Below are 19,176 nucleotides of genomic sequence, written 5' to 3'. Positions count from 1 at the left end.
AAGTTAAATTTATAGTTTGTTCCTATTTATTGAATAAGTGAAATTGCAATATAACCCTATTGCTATTCCACCAATTATCAAGACTAGAACCTTTATAAGTTTTGCATCACTAATTAAACTTTCAGCTACTGAACTCTCGATTATACCTGCATTTTCAAGTACAAATTGTAGTGAACTAATTTTGCTATAAATTATTCCAATAGTTGCTGCTATTAACACAAACACTACAGCTTGAACTACTCTGTTATTCCATACTTTTCTCATAACTACTCCCCTTTATTAATCACCCTTTAACTTTATCTTCTAACTTTCTATCTCTTAAAAACAGAAATGAAGCTACCATCAACAATGTTAGTTGAAAAGCTTCTGCACCTGCTTGTAGGGTTTCAGATAAATATTGGTTCAGAAAAACTCTTCTTGCCCCTTCAATCATGAAGAAAATGGCAAATATAACGTTATGTATTTTTTTCTTCTCTCTAAATAACCTAATATTAATGATTATTAATATTATATAAGAAACCACTCGTATAATTTGTCCAATCATCTTAACACCTCATCTATTATTTCTTATGTGTATGCTTAGAAATTGTATTTAAAAATAATATCTACTTTTTCTTAATTAATATCAATGGATTTATCTAAATTAAGTTCCATGAAATAATATCTACTATTGTTTCCTATACAATGAAATTTAAATTGATCAAACAGTTTTTTATATCCTGTATGCAGCTTTTCATTTATCAAATTTTCATCAATACTCTTAAGAAATCCATCGTAAACAGGTATACCATATATCAGCTTAACGCCTTCTTTTTTGCATTGTATTATGACTTTTTTTAATAAGTCCTTTATCATTCCTTTTCCTCTATTCTCCTTTTTAATAAAAAAGCATGATATAACTCTTGTGTCTTTATCATTTTTAATATCTATCAGCTTTTTCAAATAAGGAGAATCCTTTGGTGATAAACATTGGCACCATGCAACTGGTTTATTATCAATGTAGTAAATATAACCATCATTACATTTGCTAGTAATATTTCTTCTTAACTCTTTAGCTTCTTCAACATTCATATTCATCCACTTATCTATATTATCTGCTGAAAAATAGAAAGTACATTGACAATTCTCGCATTTGTCATTACTAAATAAACTAAAAAAATCCGAAAGATTGTTATCAGATATTTGTTCTATATAATTTATCATCTCTTTTTCTCCATTCTATATTAATTCTTGCTCCAACAATTACTACTCAATACTATATTTCCCTTCATTCACCTCTTTTTCATTTATATATCCAACATTTTCATATCCTTTTGACTGCGCATAAACATACATATTAGATATTAAATTTGAATCTTTACACCAAAACATAACCTGAGAACAATCATATACTCCAAGTATGATTTGACAATCACTTTTTAAAAACTCTTCATAATTTGATATATCCTTAATGTGTCCATCTTTAAAAAATCCTTTTAAGGTTACAAACACCATATAGTAAGTATTAGTTTTAGATGTTTCATATAGTTTTTCTCCTGATATCATACCATTTTCATTAAATAGAAATTTATTTGAAAATTCATCATTGTCTACTAGGTGTATTTCATCATTATCTATTACCCAATCATACAAACTTACTGGTAACGGTTCTAATATCTCTGATAAATATTTTCCGTACTCATTTGGAATTTCAAATATTACTCCAACATCTTTCATTTGATTTCCTCATTTCTCAAATAAACTTTTATAATCTTTATTTTTGACTTCCCATTATATTTAAAATCTATTTTGATAAATTAAACACCATAGGAGTAAAACGAATTCCATTTATTGTTTGCTCATCATCTGTTGCTGTAAATCCCATATTATAATAGAATGGCTTGCCATATGGTGATGAATTAACAGTTAACTCTTTAACCTCTGGGTTTTGCTTTTTTACATCTTTAACTAGCTGCTTAAATATACTAGCTGCTACACCCTTCCTATGGTACTCTTTATCCGTAAAAACCATAGATATATGCGAAACTCCTCTCATAATAAAAATTCCAATAAGCTTATCATTATCAAAAGCTCCCCACATACGATTATTACCGTTTCTACAAGCGTTTTTAAACTCTTCATTTTCAATTACATCTTTTTTAAATGCATTTACACCTTCCAATCCATAATCAGGCGCTTCAAATTCCATAAAGGTCCTTAAAGCCAATTTAAAAGCATCCTCTAGTTCACAAGACTCTAATCTTCTTACATCATATTCCATAATACTCTCCCCATACATCAAAATATTATATCAACTACACACTTCTCTCTTGTTGATGTCTCATTTTCAAAATCAATGAAGTACTTATAATCATTAGCAAAGACAAGAGCATCACTTAAAGTAACCTTTAAGATACATGTGTTTTTATCCTTCTCATTTACATGTTTATCATAGAAAACAAAAAAGACCTTTTTTAGTTCCTCTCTTAGTTTCTCATTTCCTTTATCTAATGGATTCCCTATATTTTCTCCTGTACCATGAGCTACAAACAAATTATGGTTTAAAGCAACATTTTTATTTTTAGATATCTCTTTCATTTTGTTGCTTAACCCATAGCTTGTAATATAAAAAACTTTATCTTTATAATAAGCATTTATAACCCTGACATTTGCCTTATCTCCATTTACTGTAGCAAGAGACATAGCTACATCTTTTCCATACAGCTCCTTCATAACAGAGATGGCTTCATTAAAATAATTATCCATTTTATTCTCTCCTATAGATTCCATTTCTTATAGCTTCAGCCAAGCCTTTAGGATTCTCCCAAGCCATTGAATGTCCAGCATTTTTAACAACTTCTATATGTATTCCTTCTTCAGCTAAAACCTGCATATCTGGATCTGGTAAAGACTCTTCACCAAATATAAAAGTTCTTGGACAATTTAATGAGTATAATAGCGCTCTCCATGAAGGTGTATCTCCCTCGATAGCAGATTTAGATATTAAGTACATAGCTTTAGGTAAACATACTGAAAAACTTCCTGTCCATATTTCACTTGAATGTTTTTTACTTCTAGCTATAATTTCTTGAAATCCTTCCTTAATAAAGTCATTCATCTCATACTCAGCTATAGCTTTACTTGTAAATCCGCCACCTTTATCTAAATTCGCTTCAGATAAAATTAATCTATGTACCTTGTCTTTACACAAGTTAGCTAATGTGATTCCAACAGCACCTCCAAGACTATGAGCAAATATAATAAGCCTTTCTAAACCTAAAAACTCAACAAAATCACTTAGGTATTCTGCATGGGCTTTTACACTATATTCAAAATCATCTGGTTTATCACTAAATCCTGATCCAAGTAAATCAACGATTATTTTTCTATGTCCTGCTAATTCCTCTTGAGCTGCAACCTCCGGATAATCAAAAGAACCTGCGCATCCTAGTCCATGTATAAATAGTATAGGCATTTCTTTTCCTGGGAAATCATGATATCTCATACGTGTTTTTTTATCTTTTAAAATAAATTCTTTCATTATTACATCCCCTTAAATCTTTACTGATACACATATGTATATTATATCATCACCTTCCAATTTTATGTAGTTTTTGATTTATTCTTTCAATACTTAAACTTCTTAAATTTTGTTTTATAAACTATTTGGTATATAATGTATTTAATTTATTAATAGTTATTGACGTTATTCGAGGGAGATTGATTATGAAAAGCAGTAATGAAGATTTACGTAAAAGAGGTTTTATTTTAAAAGAAGATATTCTTAAATTTCAGCACTTAACTAATAGTGAGCTACTTCTACTAATAAACTCTCAAGTTTCTGTTGAAAGATCAATTGCTATAAGCTTGTTATCGAGTAGACCTCATACTGAGGATTTAGATTTTGTTAAAATGTTATTAGATAGACTTTGTATCGAAAAGTCTCTTTATACAAAAATTGAAATTTGTAATGCTCTTGAAAAAGGCGATATTAAAACTGCAGAGCAGATGGTTGCTTATTTAGGCTGTATAGGAAAAAATCAGCACCTATGTTTACCAGAAAAGGTCTCTCAAAAAAAGAGTTACCCCTTACCAAGGGATATTATTGCAAGAAGTTTAGGAAAAATGAACTTTGGAATTTCACCTGTATTATTTGATGTGTTAGATAGTAATGATGAGGTTAGAATTTCAGAAGTTATTGATGCTATTGGCTTTTTATTATTCTATAACCCTGACCACGTTAATGATGATTTTTTCAAATCAATCACTGACACCTTAGACAAGTATTCAGATAATAACTTGATAGTTTGGAAGTGTGTATGTTGTCTCTCTTCTTTTAGAACAAAGGCTAGTATTGATGTATTAAACCAAATTATAGCTAGCAATGAAAATCATATAATTAAAGCTGAAGCACAGCGTTCTCTAAGATTGATAGATACATTTAACCAAAAATAATATACTTAATTTACATACTAAAATTTTGGTATACTATTGTATTTTCCTTATGATTTCTTTAAATTTGAATGTTAGCATTATAGTTGTTAACTATTTTGTGAATAGGAGAATTTAAAATGAAAAGATTTTTTTCTATATTTTTATTATTAATTATATCTTTAAGCATATCAGAATGTTCTTTTTTAGAAAATCAGATGTTCTTTAGAAGAAGCAACCGTGAATATTGCATTATTAATGAAAAAGATGCTCGAATATTCTCCTATAAATCTAAAGATTATATAATTTTAGAAGATCTTATTAGTAAAGACATGCTTGGAAATTGGGTTGGTTATATTCAAAAAGTTGCCTTGTTAAATGATCAATATTCCCTATTAGAGTTAAGAGAACTTAAATCCACAAACAACTTTATTGATAATTCACCTGATGAAACAGCATATGTCATTCAGTATTTCAATATTTATGAAAGCAATTCTGATAATCAAGAACTTATTGTTAAAGTAAACGATGGTTTTCATAAAGCAATACCACTAACTGAAGTAAATAAGTACCATTCTATAAAATCCTTTAAAAATTTCTTTTATGGATGTTTAAGTATGCAAACATAAAGAAGGTAGTCATTATAGACTACCTTCTTTATGTTAATTAAATCAATTCATTTGTTTAACAAATTTTATCTTAATAATAGTAAAACTAATATTCCTAAGGCAATTCTATACCATCCAAATACATTGAAGTTATGTTTTCTAATGTAGCTCATTAAGAATTTAATACATACTATAGAAACTACAAATGCACTTACCATTCCTACTATTAGTATTCCAAGTTCTGTGCTAGTAAAACTTCCTTCAAACTTGATTAGTTTTAAAAGGCTTGCTCCAGCCATTATTGGAACTGCTAAAAAGAAAGTAAATTGTGCTGCAACTGGTCTTGCAATTCCAAGTAAAAGAGCCCCTATTATAGTTGAACCTGATCTTGAGGTTCCTGGGAAAACTGCTGCTACCAGTTGAAAAACTCCTATTATAAAAGCAGATTTATATGTTATATCTGCAATTGAATTAACTTTAGGCCTTTTGTTCTTGTTCCATTTTTCTATTACTAAAAATGCAACTCCCACTAATATAAGCATTATTGCTACAACTTTACTGTTAAAGAAAAGAGAATTTAATTCATCTGACCATAGTACACCAACTATTCCTGCTGGGATTGATGCTATGACGATTTTAACCCACATATTTATTTTTTCCATATCTAATTTAAAGCCACCCTTTACTTCAAAAGGAACTAGATCTTTAAAATAAATAACTATAACCGCTAATATTGATCCAAACTGAATTATTACTAAAAATAAATCCATAAAGTTTGAACTTACGTTTAATTTTAATATTTCATCTACCAAAATCATGTGTCCAGTACTGCTAATAGGCAGCCATTCTGTAATCCCCTGTATTATCCCTAATATCAGTGCTTTTAAAAATTCCATGAAACTCCTCCGTATAATAATATATTTTATGCCTGTTTAACAAACTGGCTGTTATAAAGGTTGTAGTAAAATCCTTTTTCTTCAAGTAGTTTTTCATGACTTCCTTGTTCTATTAGTTTTCCATCCTTCATAACAAGTATTATATCCGCATCTTTTATAGTAGACAATCTATGAGCTATTACGAAACTAGTTCTATCTTTCATCATTGTTGCAAAGGCTTTTTGAATCTTGACTTCTGTTCTTGTATCTATTGAAGATGTGGCTTCATCTAAAATCAATATTGGTGGTAGACAAAGCATTACTCTTGCTATACACAGTAGTTGCTTTTCTCCTTGAGATAAACTTTCGCCATCATCTGATATTACAGTATCATATCCATGAGGCATTCTTTTGATAACACCATGAACATGAGCAAGTTTTGCAGCATTTATTATTTCTTCCTCAGTTGCATCTGGTTTTCCCATAGTTAAGTTTTCTCTTATTTTTCCAGACTTGAGCCAAGTTTCTTGAAGAACCATTCCATAATTAGATCTTAAACTCTTTCTACTTATTTCACGAATATCATACCCATCTACCATTATACTTCCTTTATCTATTTCATAAAAGCGCATTAGCAAATTTATTATAGTTGTTTTTCCACATCCTGTTGGGCCTACTATCGCAATTCTTTGTCCTGACTTTACTTTGATGTTTAAATCTTCAATGAATTTTTTATCTTGTGTATATGAAAAATCAACATCATTTAAAATAACATTACCCTTTACTTCTCCTAATTCTATTGCATTAGGTGCATCAGGAACTTCTGCTTTTTCTTCTATAAGTTCAAATACACGTTTAGCACAAGCTAATGCATTTTGAAGTTCAGTTACAACTCCTGATATCTCATTAAAAGGTTTTGTATATTGATTTGCATAATTTAAAAAGCTAGTTAAAACCCCAACTGTTAAGTTCCCATTTATAACAGAAATTGCTCCAAATATTCCAACTCCAGTATATACCAACCCATTTACAAATCTTGTAGCTGGGTTGGTTATTGATGAGTAAAATATAGCATGTAAAGATGCCTTTTCTAATCTAGAGTTTATTTCTCCAAAGTTTTTCGCAGCTTCTTCTTCATAACTAAAAGCTTGAACTACCTTTTGATTTCCTATCATTTCATCAACAAAAGCAGTCTGTTCTCCTCTTATTTCTGATTGAAGTTTAAACATGCTATAGGTCTTTTTAGCAATATAACTAGCAACAAATATAGAGACTGGAGTTAAACATACAACTATAAAGGCTATTGATACATTTTCTCTAAACATAAAGAAAAGAGTTCCTAAAATAGTGATTACCCCTGTAAAAAGCTGAGTGAAGCCCATCAAAAGCCCATCAGCAAATTGATCAACATCAGCTATAACTCTGCTTACAATTTCCCCATAAGACTTGCTGTCTATATACTTTAAAGGCAATCTCTCAATCTTTTCAAAGGCATCTTTTCTTATGTCATTTATAACATTATAAACAACTTTATTGTTACATATATTCATACCCCATTGTGATGAAGCCGTTATTGCAGTATATAAGCCTATGCTTTTAAGTACTTTTATAAGTCCGTAAGTATCAACTTTATTTACACCGACTATACAATCAATCCCATCACCAATTAAGGTTAATATATAAAGTGTTGAGGCTACTGATGCTGCTGCAAGTATTATTGATAAAGTTATATATGTCCAGTATTTCTTAACATAGATTAATACCTTCGCCATTGTTTCTTTTTGATGTTTCAGTTGTTTTACCTTACTCATTTTTTCACCCTCTTCCACTTTCTGCTTTAGAATACTGTGAATAATATATTTCTTGATATACTTGGCAAGTTTCTAGTAATTCTTGATGTGTTCCAATTCCTGCAACTTTTCCTTCATCTAACACAACTATCTTGTTTGCATGTTCAATGGCAGAAGTTCTTTGAGATACAATAAACACTGTAGGTTTACTTTTCATCTTTCTTATAGCAGCTCTTAACTTTGCATCTGTTGCAAAATCTAAAGCAGATGCACTATCATCTAATATTAAAATCTCTGGTTTTCTAACTAATGCTCTAGCTATTGTAAGTCTTTGCTTTTGTCCACCAGATAAGTTTTTTCCACCTTGTTCAATAAAGCTATCTATTCCCTTATCTTTTTTCAATACAAACTCTTTTGATTGCGAAATTTCTAAAGCTTCTTCTATATCTTCACTAGAGGCATTCTTCTTCCCCCAATAAAGATTCTCTTTTATAGTACCTTTAAATAGTATAGCTCTTTGCATTACTATTCCTATTTTTCTTCTTAAGTCTTCTATGTTATAGTCTTTGACATCTACTCCATCTATAAGAAGTTCCCCTTCAGTAGCATCATAAAATCTTGGAAGTAAGCTTACGAAAGAAGATTTACCTGAACCAGTTCCACCTATAATTCCAATGGTTTCTCCCTTTTCAACTTTAAGGTTAACTTCAGATAAGGCATTTTCTCCTTCATTATGATATTTTAATGCAACATTTCTAAACTCAATAAATGCACTCTTAGTATTTTTTTCTTCTACATTAATTACCTTGTTATCTTCCTTATTAATCAGAGGATGAATTTCAAAAATTGACTGTACGCGGTTTCCACATGCAAAGGCTTTAGTTACTGAAATGATTAAATTTGCTAATTTTATAAGCTCAATCAATATTTGAGACATATAACTTACAAGTGCTATAACTGCTCCTGTTGTTAATGCACCGCTGTTAACTCTTATCGCTCCTATATATAAAATCCCTACAATAGCTGCATTTACAATGATGTAGGTTACTGGATTCATGAAGGCAAGAATTCTACCTACAAAAAGCTGTAACTTCTTTAAAATCTCATTATTTTTCTTAAAAGTTTCTATTTCTTCCTCTTCTTTATGAAAAGCACGTATTACACGAGCTCCAATAAGATTTTCTCTTGTATTTTTTAATACAGTATCAAGAGCTATCTGAACCTTTTTATAAAGAGGTATACTTACAAACATCACTCCAAAAACAATTATTGAAAGAACAGGTATTGATATAAGAAATATTAGTGCTGATTGAACATCAATTGTAAAGGCCATTATCATTGCACCTATAACTATAAATGGTGAACGCATAAATAACCTTAGTACCATATTTACCCCAGCTTGAATCTGGTTTATATCACTTGTCATTCTAGTAATCATTGTTGATGTACCTAACTTATCCATCTCTGAAAAACCTAAATCTTGAATATGATCAAACAATCTTTGTCTTAAAATTGTTGAAAAACCAACTGCAGCTTTGGCTGAATAATATTGTGCTGTAATTGAACAAACCAAACCTATTATTCCAAGAGCTATCATAATAGTGCACATCTTAAAGATATACATCTTATCTCCATTTTTAATCCCAACATCTATGATTGATTTCATTACAATCGGAATAAACAATTCAAAAGCAGCTTCTAACATCTTAAATAAAGGTGCTAATATAGATTCTTTTTTATAATCTTTTAAATGAATTAATAATTTCCTCATCTCACCACTCCTAATAATATTAAACATGTATAAATAGATTTTTACAAAAAAGCTAGTGTTCTATTCTAATTTTTAAGGATAATCAAATTTAATTTTTATCTACTAAAATATAGTATACAGTTTTTTCATATATATAAAAAATACTTATTTTAGCTATGAACCATACAAAAATAATATGGTATACTTAATTTAGGGTGATTATATGGATTTAAAACAACTAAAATATTTTTTAACTATTGCTGAAGAAAGACAGATTACAGCCGCTGCAAAAAAACTACATATAGCTCAGCCTCCACTAAGTTATCAGTTAAATCTTTTAGAGCAAGAACTAGGTGTAACTTTAGTAAAACGTGGTCCTAGAAACATAGAATTAACTGATGCTGGTAGACTTCTTTACAAACGTGCAGAACAGTTACTTGATATTGCTGCCATAACTAAACGTGAGGTTGAAAACTGTGGAAAAGGGTTATCTGGTGTATTATCTATAGGTGCTATATCTTCCTCTGGAGGTATAATCCCTAATTTTAATATGCTTGAATTTACTGAACATTATCCCGATGTCCGCTTTGAAATTTATGAGGGAAATACTTTTTCTGTTATAGAAATGCTAGAAAAGCGTATCATTGAGCTTGGAATAATAAGAACTCCCTTTAAACATAACATGCTAGAGTGCCGTTATGCTTCATTGGAGCCTATGGTTGCTGTTATGAAGGAGAAATTTATATGTGGAGAAGCTCAAAATGTTATAACTATTGAAGAACTTAAAGACAAGCCTCTAATAATCTATAGGAGATTTGAGGAACTTATTTATGATGTTTTTAAAGATTTTGAAATAAAACCCTTTATCTGCTGCAAAAATGATGACGCAAGAACTACACTAAATTGGGCTAAAGAAGGGTTTGGCATAGGAATAGTTCCAAGATCAGCTCTTTTAACTATGGATTGTTCAGAACTTATAGTTAAAGATATACTTCACGATAAAATGCATACAAGAATTGCAGTTACTTGGCTAAAAAACTCCTCCTTATCTCCACTTGCAGAAAGGTTTATTGAATTATTTCAGGAGTGATTGATATATGATAATTGTATTTCTAATTGTATTTTCATATAAATTGTATATATGAAGTTTATATTCTTGGTGAAAGTTTTAATGTAGGATTAAATATAGCAAAAAAATAGGTGGGATTACCCACCTATAATTCTTAATATGAGAAAATTACGAATCAATAATCATAATTAATTATGATTATGATAATACAATTCCTTTTTCTATTTTATTTCCTTTTAAAAATTCTTTTACCTCAAGAGGTTTCCCTCCTGGAAGCTGTAATATTTCTATAATCAGAATACCGTTATTGGTGGAGACTGTAATTCCTTCATTATTTGCATCTATGATATAACCAGGTGGTTTAGTAATACTTGACTCTACTGATTTAGATTTAAATATTTTAATTGGAATATCTTTATAATAAGTATAGGCAGTTGGCCATGAGTTTATATTTTTATATGGCCAAGAACTCAATCCCCTTATTAAATTATGTATGTTAATACTACTGTCATTCCAATTAATCTTTGCCATTTGCTTGTTTAACATCTGTACATAAGAGCCTCCATCACGCTGTTGTTTTATCCCACAAATTTTACCTGTGATGATTCCATTAATTGTTTCCCCTAACAGTTCAGCACCATTTATTTTCAATAATTCGTACAATTCTCCTGCTGTCATAGATTCAGATATGTCAACCTCACTTCTCACAAGCATATCTCCCGTATCTATACCGGTATCCATTAGTATAGTTGTATTTCCAGTTCTTATTTCCCCATTTATCAAACTCCAATTTATTGGTGATGACCCCCTATACATTGGGAGGAGAGATGCATGTAGGTTAATACATCCAAGTCTTGGTATATCAAGTATCTGCTGAGTTATGATTTGACCATATGCTACAACAATAATAAAATCAGGTTTTATTTCTTTTAATTTATCAATGATTACAGAGTCTGTTCTTATTTTTTCTGGCTGAAAAATTGGAATTCCATTCGATAGTCCCACCTCTTTAATTGGTGAAATTGCTACCTTTTTTCCTCTTCCACTTGGTTTATCAGGTTGTGTTACAATTGCACTTACATTATATTTTTCTATCATCTTCTTCAATGAAGGAACTGCAAAATCAGGAGTTCCCATAAAAACTATTTTCATTATTGATACCTCCCTTTGATACTACAAAATATATTATGTAGTTATTCGTATGTAACTATATGTTCTATCTCATTTTTAAGATTATTTAATTTCTCTTTAAAAACGTAGGGTATTCACTATAATCACTTAAATTATTGATAGGTATCCAGTACATATTCTCTTTAATACCTTGAGTATAGCTATTTACTCTTGATTTCATCAGACTTCTCATTACTAACGTTTTGTGTCTATTCTATAACAGAAGTACACCTATCCCCGTCTATATATAAATCAACCTGAAAAGTTTTAAAAATTAACACACAATACCTTTCACTTCCACTACGTTCCAATCTTTTTATATAATCATTAGGTAGACTTTTTTTCTTTATATACTCACTTTCATGAATCTCCATATTTCCCTTAAGTAAAACCATATCATCTTCTGTATGAACTTCTATACAACATTTATTACTTATATTTAGTAGTTTTACTTTATTGGAGTCTTTCTTAGTAATAAAAATAACCTTATCTAAGTTTACTGAAACTACCTTCTCCATTGGGTAAATTTTAGGATAACCATCTTCGTCTACCATTGATAATGCAAGTGTATTACTTTTGTTTAACAAGTTAACTGCTTTTTCATACATTTCTCTTTCTACCACTATTCTTCTCCCCATCTCCTAAACCCCTCAACCTCAATATCAAATTTATCTAAAATCTTAGACACAATATGTTTGTTCAGATCTTCTATGTTAGCTGGTTTATTATAATAACTAACCATTGGTGGTATTATGTGGGCACCAAGTTCTGACAATGTGAGCATGTTTCTTAGATGTATTGTGCTAAGTGGAGTTTCTCTAGCTGCTAATATAAGTTTTCTCTTTTCTTTAATAACTACATCAGCAGCTCTAAGTAAAAGGTTATCTGAATAGCCCGATGCAATTCCAGCAACAGTTTTCATACTGCATGGAATAACTATCATTCCTTCTGTTTTAAAAGTCCCGCTTGCTATGCTTGCTCCAATATCTTTATTTGAATATACCTTGTCTGCAAGTACCCCTACTTCTTCTAACTTATATGTAGTTTCTTGTAATATGGTTTCTTCTGCTCCTCTTGATATAACAAGATGGGTTTCCCATTCTGGATTTTCTTTTAAAATCTTTAAAAGTTCTATGCCAAGTATTGCGCCACTTGCTCCACTCATTCCTACTACTAATCTTTTCTTTTTTTTATCCATACTTTTCATCCTTACTGAATCATTTTTATCAATTGTTTTGTTAGTTCTTTCAATAAATCTATAGTAACATGTATCTCTTCTTTTGTAATGTTATCAATGTGAATTCCACAGGTTATAACTATGTTTTTATTAAGTTTTGAACAAAGTTCATGAGCCACATATCTTGCAGCTTCATCATCCTTATGACCTGTCATATTAAGCACTGAAGTTGTTGAACTTATTACATTTTCATCTTCTAAACTTTTTCTTGGTACACTTAAGGTTACACAACCAATGTGGGGTCTATCACCACCTGATATGATTATACATAAATCTTCTCCTATTTCTACGGCTTTTAGATTTAGTTTTACCCTTCCTTTTTCAATGTTTAATTCTTTCATATAATAAGTTCATCCTTTCCTAGTTCACTTTGTTACATTTAAATCTCAACCTTAAAACACTTCCAATTATCATCTATCATAATTAACTTGATGGCCCCTCCATGTTTCTCTACTATCTTCTTACATATACTAAGTCCAAGCCCATTTCCATTTTTACTTGTTCTTGATTCATCACCAGATACAAAGGGATCAAATATCTTATCAATTATTTCATGTTTGATGGGCCCACCATTATCATGAACCTCAAAAATAGTTTTCTTATTTTCTTGTTTTATAACTATCTTAACTGATGTACCTTCCTTGTTATGCTTTATAACATTTATTAATAAGTTTACTAAAACTCTTCTCATTTCAAGCTTATCAATTACACATGTTATATCATTTTCATCTGTTATTATATCAAGGTACATTTTACTTTTCTCAAACTCATTAAAATATTCAGCAGCTATTTCCAATATAAATTCTTTAAAGTCTACTTTTTCTAAGTTTAACTTATATTCTTCATTGGACATCTTAGTATAAACCATAAGTAAATCTATAAGTTCACTCATGTTATCAGCTTTTCTAAAAATAGTGTTTAGATATTCCTCTTGTTTTTCATGACTGTCTATCAAATTATCAAGAAGAGCCCTAGTATAACCTTTAATTGTTGTTATAGGGGTTCTTAGATCATGAGCTATGCTGCTAAATAGTTGTTGTCTTTCTTTTTCAAGGTTTTCTCTTTCTTTCTTTACTTTTTCTAATTCATAAACCATGAAATTAAAGGCTTCTTCAATTTCTTTATACTCATATTCACCATTAAGGGTTAATCTATTTGAATAGTCTCCTGATGTTATTTTCTCAAGCCCATCAACTAGGTCCTTGTTAGGTTTTGCTACATGTTTTTGTATGCTTTTGCTGTAACTAATTAGGCCCATCAAAAACACAACAGCTACCCCAAAGAGAAATAGCAAAGTTAATTTTAGTATATCATATTTTGTTTCCCCTCCTGGGTTCATGATTGTATACTTTATTCTTAGCTTTTCAACTGGAATTTTAACAAGACAAGTATAATCTTTTCCAACCTTTTCAAATACAGCTGCAGAAGCATAATATTCCTGTTTATCTTTTTTAATACCTATTTCAATTACCCCAGCTATTTTGTAGGGCTGATTTTCTGTTATCCTGTTTATGGATGATAATTTTAATAACTCTCCTTGAGCGTAGTGATGTACCTCTTCTTGCACCTTTCCTTTTCTGTATATCACATCATTATTATCATCTAATATTTCTATCCATCCATCTAAGTTTTCTAATGAACTGGTATCAATATTTTCATAGTCTACTTTCACTAACTTTTCTGCACTAATTCCATTTAAAAGATTATCTATAGAGTTTTTACTAATTAGACTTATAAGAGCATATAATATCAAAACTCCTAATAAGAGCCTAAAGGAGAATATAAAGTATTTTTTAATTACAAACTGACTTATGGTTTTCTTTTTCATACTTAAGGAAGCATCTTATACCCCAAACCTCTTATAGTTTTAATATATGCTTCTCCCTCTCTTTCTCCAAGTTTTTCTCTTATTTTGCTTATATAAACCATGATGTTGTTATCATCTACAATGTAGGAATCCTCCCAAGCAGCTTCATATATCTGCTTTTTAGTGAAAACTCTGCCTGGGCTTTCCATAAATAGTTTTAGTATTTTAAACTCTATAGAAGTTAGTTCAATCTTCCTACCTTTTTTTAATAAAAGACACTGTGAAGTATCAAGAGTTAAATCTCTGACATTTAAATTTCTATTAGTTTCTCCAGAGCCTAAATTATAATATCTTCTTATATTAGCTTGCACTCTAGCTACTACTTCTAGAGGGTCAAAAGGCTTAGTTATATAATCATCTGCACCTATTCCAAGGCCCAACACTTTATCTGAACTTTCTCCTTTAGCTGATAATATCATTATAGGCATATTGCTTTTATTTCTTATTTTCTTGATTAACTCATATCCATTTATGCGAGGCATCATTATATCAATGATTGCTAAATCTATCTTTTCTTTTTCAAGAGTTTCCCATGCCTCATGTCCATCTTTAGATGTATAAACCTTAAAGCCATCCTTTTCTAGATATAAACTTAAGAAGTCCATTATCTCTTTTTCATCATCTGCAAGTAATACACTGTACATCAAATTTATCACCTCTTGTCAAATCTAACCTATTAATATGATATCATTGTACAGCTATTAAATCATCTTATATCAACTTTTTTAAATCTCATTATTCCTAAAAAGACTACACAAGCTATCAGCAAAAATGAACCTAAAAATCCTTTAATAAATAAGGTATTAGTAAAGTCATTAAACAAGAAATCAAGCCTTTCACTGAAAAATGAAGTGTATTTCATGAACTTTAAATTTTCTAATCCAGAAAGATATTTACCTACATACATAACTACTAAGGTAATGATAAAAGTCATAAACATGCTCATATTCACTCCTATTACATAGGTTATAGTAACTAAAAATATAGATGTTATAACTGTGCTTAAAAGAGAAAATATCAAAGCTTTTTCTGACATTGTCCCAAGAAAAGTTCCTGTGCCTAAGTCAGAACTTGATATAAACATATAATAACCAGCTGTTGAAACTATGAAAAGCAAACCTATTGATATAACTATCATAGTAATCATTGAAAGTAGTTTTCCAAAAATGATTTTTTCTCTTTTTCCAACTCTTAAAGCCATCATCTTAATCTGTCCTTCATGAACCTCTCCTGAAAACTGAAATGATGATAACAAGATAATAAGGATTCCTATAATACCAAGGCCAGATAAGAAACTCCAAATCACTCCAAAAAAGTCTAAACATGAATATGCAGTTACTAAAGCTTCTTCACTTGTTATCTTAACTGCCCCATTTTTATAGCCAAGTGTTATAAGAAGAGCTAACAAAGAAGGAATAACTAAAATCAAACTGTTTTTTCTCTTAAACATCTTATACATTTCCATTTTATATACTTCAAATATTCTCATAACTTCCACCTACCTTATTAAATCTAATAATGATATATTGTTGTTTTTGATGTTTTCATAGCTGTCATCATAGTTTATATATCCATCTTTTAAAACTATGATATCCTCTGCTAAATCTTCAACCTCATCTAACTGATGACTTGAAAAGATAATCGATGTTTTCTTTTCTTTTATGATGTTTTTCAGAAAATCCTTCATATCACATATTCCAGCAGGATCTAGTCCAACAAAAGGTTCATCTAAAATCAAAAGTTCTGGTTCAGCTATAAAAGCCTGAGCTAATGCAAGTCTTTGCTTCATTCCAAAGGAAAAGTTCTTAACCTTCTTGTTTTTATCTTTAGATAAATCAACAAGAGCTAAAAGTTCTTCTATCTTACTTTTGATGTTTTTCATAGAAAAATCCTTAGTTATCATCATGGAAAGTTTTAAATTATCATAGGCAGTTAAGTCTCCAAAAAATGTTACATCAACTAAAGAACCTATTTTCTTTTTTACTGCCTCATCTTCATGGTTAATTTGATGGTTCATAAATAATATCTCACCCTCATATAGAGCATTTAGTCCCAAGATGCATTTGAGTAATGTTGTTTTACCTGCTCCATTTCTTCCAAGAAGGCCCATTATACTTCCTTTTTTCATCTCAAAACTGATGTCTTTTAATACTTCTGTTTCCTTGTACCCTTTTTTTAAATGTTTAACTTCTAAAATAACATCTTCATTTTTCATGGTCATCCACCTTTCTCATTTCATACTCTTATAATAATTTCTAAATCTTTCTCAGAAACATGAATAACCTTAACCTAACCTTAAAATGACATTTCAATTTAAAAAATGTATTATTTAGAGGTTTAAAATTGATAGATTTTTCTATTTGTAACAGTATATATAGTAGAAGGGGGAGTTAATTTTATGGAAAATGTTAAAGAAAGATATTATCAAGTAGATGTACTGAGGTTTGTTTGTGCAATTTTAGTTATATCAATTCACACCTCAGCCTTATATTCCTTTGGAGATGTTCCAGGAAAGGTTTTAAGTTTAGGAATTGCAAGAATAGCTGTTCCATTTTTCTTCATAGCTTCTGGTTACTTCTTTTATGAGAGGTTTAATAATGAAGGATATTTAAAAGCGTACATTATAAGAATATTAAAGTATTATTTAATTTCTACAGTTGTTTATACAGTGATTTTATTTAGTTTTATAAAAAGCAGAAACTCAAACATTTTGGAGTTAGTTAAAAATCTTTTATTTAATGGGGTGTCTCCAAGTCTTTGGTTTTTTCCTGCATTGATATTCTCAATAAGTGTTTTGTACTTATTTTTAAAGAAAAACTGGATTAAACCTTTAGTAATAGTAAGTTTAGTTTTATATGCACTAGGTCTTATAGGTGATTCATATTATGGATTAGTGGTAGGAACTCCTTTAGAAAATCTGGTAGAAATGTATTCAGCTGTTTTTGTTTATACAAGAAATGGGCTTTGTTTTGGTTTACCTTTTTTGACTCTAGGAGTTTTAATAAGCAAATATGATATGAAAAACAAACTCAAACATCTCAAAGCATTAACATTGTTTTCTGCTGTGATATTTGCTTCTGAGGCCTATGTACTTATATCAAACAACATATCAAGAGATAATAACATGTATATTTCTCTTATATTTTTAGTTTCTTGTATATTTTTGTTATCTTTGAGGTCTAAGAAAGTGCTATCTGATAGAAAAGCTAAACTATTAAGAGACATGAGCCTTTGGATATATTGTCTTCATGAACTTCTTCAATTCCTTGTTTATGGACTTTTACCTAAGGTTTCCTCTAACTCTTTTTTAGTTTTTCTCATGGTAACCTTAGTTGTTGTACCTCTTTCTTATTTTATAGTTAGAAAAAAAGTTCCATTCTACACCTTAAATAAGAAAAAAGAAATTAGATTAATGGCAAGTTTGTTAGTTGTTGCATTAATCATAGGTCTTGTATCATCAAAAGGTCCATCAAAAACAACAAACAGCAATGGAATAAGTCCATCGATAGATTTAAAACTTGATGAAAATGCACCATCATCAAATATAGTTGGTCCCATGTGGAAAATATCATCTGGTACTAGTAGCATTTACTTGTATGGTTCTTTAGATGTTGGTGATAAAAACTTATACCCATTATCACCAAAGGTTGAAGAAGCTTTTAAGTCTTCTGAAGCTTTAGCACTTGAAGTAGAACTTGATAAAATTGATGGGCCTAAAATCAATAATAAACTTCTCTATGAAAAAGGTGATAATGTTGAAAATCATGTTTCTTCTGATGCAATTGATATTTATAAAGAAAAAGTCTCTTACTTTAAAGCGGATTATGATAAGGTTAAACAATTTAAAGCTTCATATTTAGCACAAAACTGTATTTCTGTATATTTAGCTCAAGCTAAGGTTGACCAAGCTTATATTCCTGATATCTATTTCTTATATAGTGCTAGAAAAACTGATAAACCTGTCGTTTCAATTGGAGATATCTATAAGCTTTATGATGATTTAGCAAATCCTCCAGATGAAGTAGGCGATGCATCACTTAAACTACTTAAATACTATAATGAGGATTCTACTAAAAAGAGCTTAGATCGTTTAGAAGCTTGGAAAAAAAGTGATTTAGAGGCTATAGAGAAGTCTTATGATGAGCAGTATATAGTTCCAGAGTCAGAAAAAGAAAACTTTACTAAACTTAACACCTTAGTAAATAACTATGACCAATCTTTATATTCAAAACTTAAATCAGAGTACTCATCTAAAATAGATGGCTATATTAAAGAAAATAAAAATTACTTTATAGTCTTATCTACAAACTATCTTCAAGGAGACGATAGTATATTAAAGCAGTTAGAACAAAAAGGTTATCACCTAGAAAAGATAAACTAAAAGTAAACAGCCCCTGTCT

22 protein-coding genes are annotated in these 19,176 nt (G+C 29.9%); 4 read left to right on the top strand and 18 right to left on the bottom strand.

Annotated elements, in window-relative coordinates; all coding sequences use genetic code 11:
- Positions 1–9: 9 nt before the first annotated feature.
- The 7 genes from P8F83_RS03215 to P8F83_RS03185 form a co-directional block, all read right to left on the bottom strand.
- Positions 10–264, bottom strand: coding sequence for a hypothetical protein (locus P8F83_RS03215; protein WP_326513432.1), 255 nt, complete (start codon positions 262–264; stop codon positions 10–12).
- A 19-nt stretch (positions 265–283) separates the two neighbouring features.
- Positions 284–544 carry a hypothetical protein gene (locus tag P8F83_RS03210; RefSeq protein WP_326513431.1) on the bottom strand — a complete coding sequence of 87 codons (261 nt, stop codon included), beginning with the start codon at positions 542–544 and terminating at the stop codon, positions 284–286.
- A gap of 71 nt (positions 545–615) precedes the next feature.
- Positions 616–1,203, bottom strand: a complete 588-nt coding sequence (locus P8F83_RS03205; RefSeq protein WP_326513430.1) for a GNAT family N-acetyltransferase — start codon at positions 1,201–1,203, stop codon at positions 616–618.
- Between the two features lie 42 nt (positions 1,204–1,245).
- Positions 1,246–1,716, bottom strand: a complete 471-nt coding sequence (locus tag P8F83_RS03200) for a DUF2691 family protein (RefSeq protein WP_326513429.1) — start codon at positions 1,714–1,716, stop codon at positions 1,246–1,248.
- A 67-nt stretch (positions 1,717–1,783) separates the two neighbouring features.
- Positions 1,784–2,260, bottom strand: a complete 477-nt coding sequence (locus P8F83_RS03195; RefSeq protein WP_326513428.1) for a GNAT family N-acetyltransferase — start codon at positions 2,258–2,260, stop codon at positions 1,784–1,786.
- 17 nt (positions 2,261–2,277) lie between these two features.
- Positions 2,278–2,745 carry a pyridoxamine 5'-phosphate oxidase family protein gene (locus tag P8F83_RS03190; RefSeq protein ID WP_326513427.1) on the bottom strand — a complete coding sequence of 156 codons (468 nt, stop codon included), beginning with the start codon at positions 2,743–2,745 and terminating at the stop codon, positions 2,278–2,280.
- A 1-nt stretch (position 2,746) separates the two neighbouring features.
- A complete protein-coding gene (locus tag P8F83_RS03185; RefSeq protein WP_326513426.1) occupies positions 2,747–3,520 on the bottom strand; it encodes an alpha/beta fold hydrolase in 774 nt (257 codons plus the stop codon).
- Positions 3,521–3,705: 185 nt separating this feature from the next.
- Between P8F83_RS03185 and P8F83_RS03180 the strand changes: the two genes are divergently transcribed.
- Both P8F83_RS03180 and P8F83_RS03175 read left to right on the top strand, forming a co-directional pair.
- Positions 3,706–4,434, top strand: a complete 729-nt coding sequence (locus tag P8F83_RS03180; RefSeq protein ID WP_326513425.1) for a hypothetical protein — start codon at positions 3,706–3,708, stop codon at positions 4,432–4,434.
- A 116-nt stretch (positions 4,435–4,550) separates the two neighbouring features.
- A complete protein-coding gene (locus P8F83_RS03175) occupies positions 4,551–5,039 on the top strand; it encodes a NisI/SpaI family lantibiotic immunity lipoprotein (RefSeq protein WP_326513424.1) in 489 nt (162 codons plus the stop codon).
- A 65-nt stretch (positions 5,040–5,104) separates the two neighbouring features.
- On the opposite strand, the gene P8F83_RS03170 is transcribed toward P8F83_RS03175, so the two are convergent.
- Genes P8F83_RS03170 through P8F83_RS03160 form a run of 3 tightly spaced genes read right to left on the bottom strand, consistent with a single transcriptional unit; the run spans position 5,105 to position 9,454 of the window.
- The gene (locus P8F83_RS03170) at positions 5,105–5,914 is read right to left on the bottom strand and encodes an undecaprenyl-diphosphate phosphatase (protein WP_326513423.1); all 810 of its coding nucleotides are present in this window, start codon (positions 5,912–5,914) and stop codon (positions 5,105–5,107) included.
- A 26-nt stretch (positions 5,915–5,940) separates the two neighbouring features.
- Positions 5,941–7,704 carry an ABC transporter ATP-binding protein gene (locus P8F83_RS03165; RefSeq protein ID WP_326513422.1) on the bottom strand — a complete coding sequence of 588 codons (1,764 nt, stop codon included), beginning with the start codon at positions 7,702–7,704 and terminating at the stop codon, positions 5,941–5,943.
- Positions 7,705–7,708: 4 nt separating this feature from the next.
- Positions 7,709–9,454 carry an ABC transporter ATP-binding protein gene (locus tag P8F83_RS03160; RefSeq protein ID WP_326513421.1) on the bottom strand — a complete coding sequence of 582 codons (1,746 nt, stop codon included), beginning with the start codon at positions 9,452–9,454 and terminating at the stop codon, positions 7,709–7,711.
- A gap of 202 nt (positions 9,455–9,656) precedes the next feature.
- On the opposite strand from P8F83_RS03160, the gene P8F83_RS03155 reads away from it, so the two are divergent.
- A complete protein-coding gene (locus P8F83_RS03155; protein WP_326513420.1) occupies positions 9,657–10,523 on the top strand; it encodes a LysR family transcriptional regulator in 867 nt (288 codons plus the stop codon).
- 177 nt (positions 10,524–10,700) lie between these two features.
- Here P8F83_RS03155 and fmt read toward each other — a convergent pair whose 3' ends face one another.
- The 8 genes from fmt to P8F83_RS03115 form a co-directional block, all read right to left on the bottom strand.
- The gene (fmt, locus tag P8F83_RS03150) at positions 10,701–11,654 is read right to left on the bottom strand and encodes a methionyl-tRNA formyltransferase (protein ID WP_326513419.1); all 954 of its coding nucleotides are present in this window, start codon (positions 11,652–11,654) and stop codon (positions 10,701–10,703) included.
- Between the two features lie 227 nt (positions 11,655–11,881).
- The gene (locus P8F83_RS03145; protein ID WP_326513418.1) at positions 11,882–12,310 is read right to left on the bottom strand and encodes a pyridoxamine 5'-phosphate oxidase family protein; all 429 of its coding nucleotides are present in this window, start codon (positions 12,308–12,310) and stop codon (positions 11,882–11,884) included.
- Entirely contained in the window at positions 12,295–12,870 is a 576-nt protein-coding gene (locus P8F83_RS03140; RefSeq protein ID WP_326513417.1) for a UbiX family flavin prenyltransferase, read from the bottom strand. Before P8F83_RS03140 ends, P8F83_RS03145 begins: the two co-directional genes overlap by 16 nt.
- Before the next feature lie 11 nt (positions 12,871–12,881).
- A complete protein-coding gene (lpdD, locus tag P8F83_RS03135; RefSeq protein WP_326513416.1) occupies positions 12,882–13,250 on the bottom strand; it encodes a prenylated flavin chaperone LpdD in 369 nt (122 codons plus the stop codon).
- 38 nt (positions 13,251–13,288) lie between these two features.
- On the bottom strand, positions 13,289–14,737 hold the full coding sequence (locus P8F83_RS03130; protein WP_326513415.1) for a HAMP domain-containing sensor histidine kinase: 1,449 nt from the start codon (positions 14,735–14,737) through the stop codon (positions 13,289–13,291).
- Between the two features lie 2 nt (positions 14,738–14,739).
- A complete protein-coding gene (locus P8F83_RS03125) occupies positions 14,740–15,420 on the bottom strand; it encodes a response regulator transcription factor (RefSeq protein ID WP_326513414.1) in 681 nt (226 codons plus the stop codon).
- 62 nt (positions 15,421–15,482) lie between these two features.
- Positions 15,483–16,265: a hypothetical protein gene (locus P8F83_RS03120; protein ID WP_326513413.1), complete on the bottom strand. Its 783-nt coding sequence runs from the start codon at positions 16,263–16,265 to the stop codon at positions 15,483–15,485.
- 9 nt (positions 16,266–16,274) lie between these two features.
- Complete coding sequence (locus P8F83_RS03115; protein ID WP_326513412.1) at positions 16,275–16,991, bottom strand: ABC transporter ATP-binding protein; 717 nt, start codon at positions 16,989–16,991, stop codon at positions 16,275–16,277.
- Positions 16,992–17,174: 183 nt separating this feature from the next.
- Here P8F83_RS03115 and P8F83_RS03110 point away from each other — a divergent pair, with 183 nt between their 5' ends.
- Positions 17,175–19,157, top strand: coding sequence for an acyltransferase family protein (locus P8F83_RS03110; protein WP_326513411.1), 1,983 nt, complete (start codon positions 17,175–17,177; stop codon positions 19,155–19,157).
- The last annotated feature ends 19 nt before the right edge of the window (positions 19,158–19,176 follow it).

The sequence above is a fragment of the Clostridium intestinale genome (genome assembly GCF_035905475.1).
GTDB lineage: Bacteria > Bacillota > Clostridia > Clostridiales > Clostridiaceae > Clostridium_T > Clostridium_T intestinale.
The sequence above is the reverse complement of the archived record's forward strand: the minus strand, read 5'-3'. Positions and strand labels throughout refer to the sequence as shown.

Coding starts and splice junctions, on each gene's coding strand:
- P8F83_RS03215 (WP_326513432.1), bottom strand. CDS start 264: ATGAGAAAAGTATGGAATAACAGAGTAGTTCAAGCTGTAGTGTTTGTG.
- P8F83_RS03210 (WP_326513431.1), bottom strand. CDS start 544: ATGATTGGACAAATTATACGAGTGGTTTCTTATATAATATTAATAATC.
- P8F83_RS03205 (WP_326513430.1), bottom strand. CDS start 1,203: ATGATAAATTATATAGAACAAATATCTGATAACAATCTTTCGGATTTT.
- P8F83_RS03200 (WP_326513429.1), bottom strand. CDS start 1,716: ATGAAAGATGTTGGAGTAATATTTGAAATTCCAAATGAGTACGGAAAA.
- P8F83_RS03195 (WP_326513428.1), bottom strand. CDS start 2,260: ATGGAATATGATGTAAGAAGATTAGAGTCTTGTGAACTAGAGGATGCT.
- P8F83_RS03190 (WP_326513427.1), bottom strand. CDS start 2,745: ATGGATAATTATTTTAATGAAGCCATCTCTGTTATGAAGGAGCTGTAT.
- P8F83_RS03185 (WP_326513426.1), bottom strand. CDS start 3,520: ATGAAAGAATTTATTTTAAAAGATAAAAAAACACGTATGAGATATCAT.
- P8F83_RS03180 (WP_326513425.1), top strand. CDS start 3,706: ATGAAAAGCAGTAATGAAGATTTACGTAAAAGAGGTTTTATTTTAAAA.
- P8F83_RS03175 (WP_326513424.1), top strand. CDS start 4,551: ATGAAAAGATTTTTTTCTATATTTTTATTATTAATTATATCTTTAAGC.
- P8F83_RS03170 (WP_326513423.1), bottom strand. CDS start 5,914: ATGGAATTTTTAAAAGCACTGATATTAGGGATAATACAGGGGATTACA.
- P8F83_RS03165 (WP_326513422.1), bottom strand. CDS start 7,704: ATGAGTAAGGTAAAACAACTGAAACATCAAAAAGAAACAATGGCGAAG.
- P8F83_RS03160 (WP_326513421.1), bottom strand. CDS start 9,454: ATGAGGAAATTATTAATTCATTTAAAAGATTATAAAAAAGAATCTATA.
- P8F83_RS03155 (WP_326513420.1), top strand. CDS start 9,657: ATGGATTTAAAACAACTAAAATATTTTTTAACTATTGCTGAAGAAAGA.
- fmt (WP_326513419.1), bottom strand. CDS start 11,654: ATGAAAATAGTTTTTATGGGAACTCCTGATTTTGCAGTTCCTTCATTG.
- P8F83_RS03145 (WP_326513418.1), bottom strand. CDS start 12,310: ATGGGGAGAAGAATAGTGGTAGAAAGAGAAATGTATGAAAAAGCAGTT.
- P8F83_RS03140 (WP_326513417.1), bottom strand. CDS start 12,870: ATGGATAAAAAAAAGAAAAGATTAGTAGTAGGAATGAGTGGAGCAAGT.
- lpdD (WP_326513416.1), bottom strand. CDS start 13,250: ATGAAAGAATTAAACATTGAAAAAGGAAGGGTAAAACTAAATCTAAAA.
- P8F83_RS03130 (WP_326513415.1), bottom strand. CDS start 14,737: ATGAAAAAGAAAACCATAAGTCAGTTTGTAATTAAAAAATACTTTATA.
- P8F83_RS03125 (WP_326513414.1), bottom strand. CDS start 15,420: ATGTACAGTGTATTACTTGCAGATGATGAAAAAGAGATAATGGACTTC.
- P8F83_RS03120 (WP_326513413.1), bottom strand. CDS start 16,265: ATGAGAATATTTGAAGTATATAAAATGGAAATGTATAAGATGTTTAAG.
- P8F83_RS03115 (WP_326513412.1), bottom strand. CDS start 16,991: ATGAAAAATGAAGATGTTATTTTAGAAGTTAAACATTTAAAAAAAGGG.
- P8F83_RS03110 (WP_326513411.1), top strand. CDS start 17,175: ATGGAAAATGTTAAAGAAAGATATTATCAAGTAGATGTACTGAGGTTT.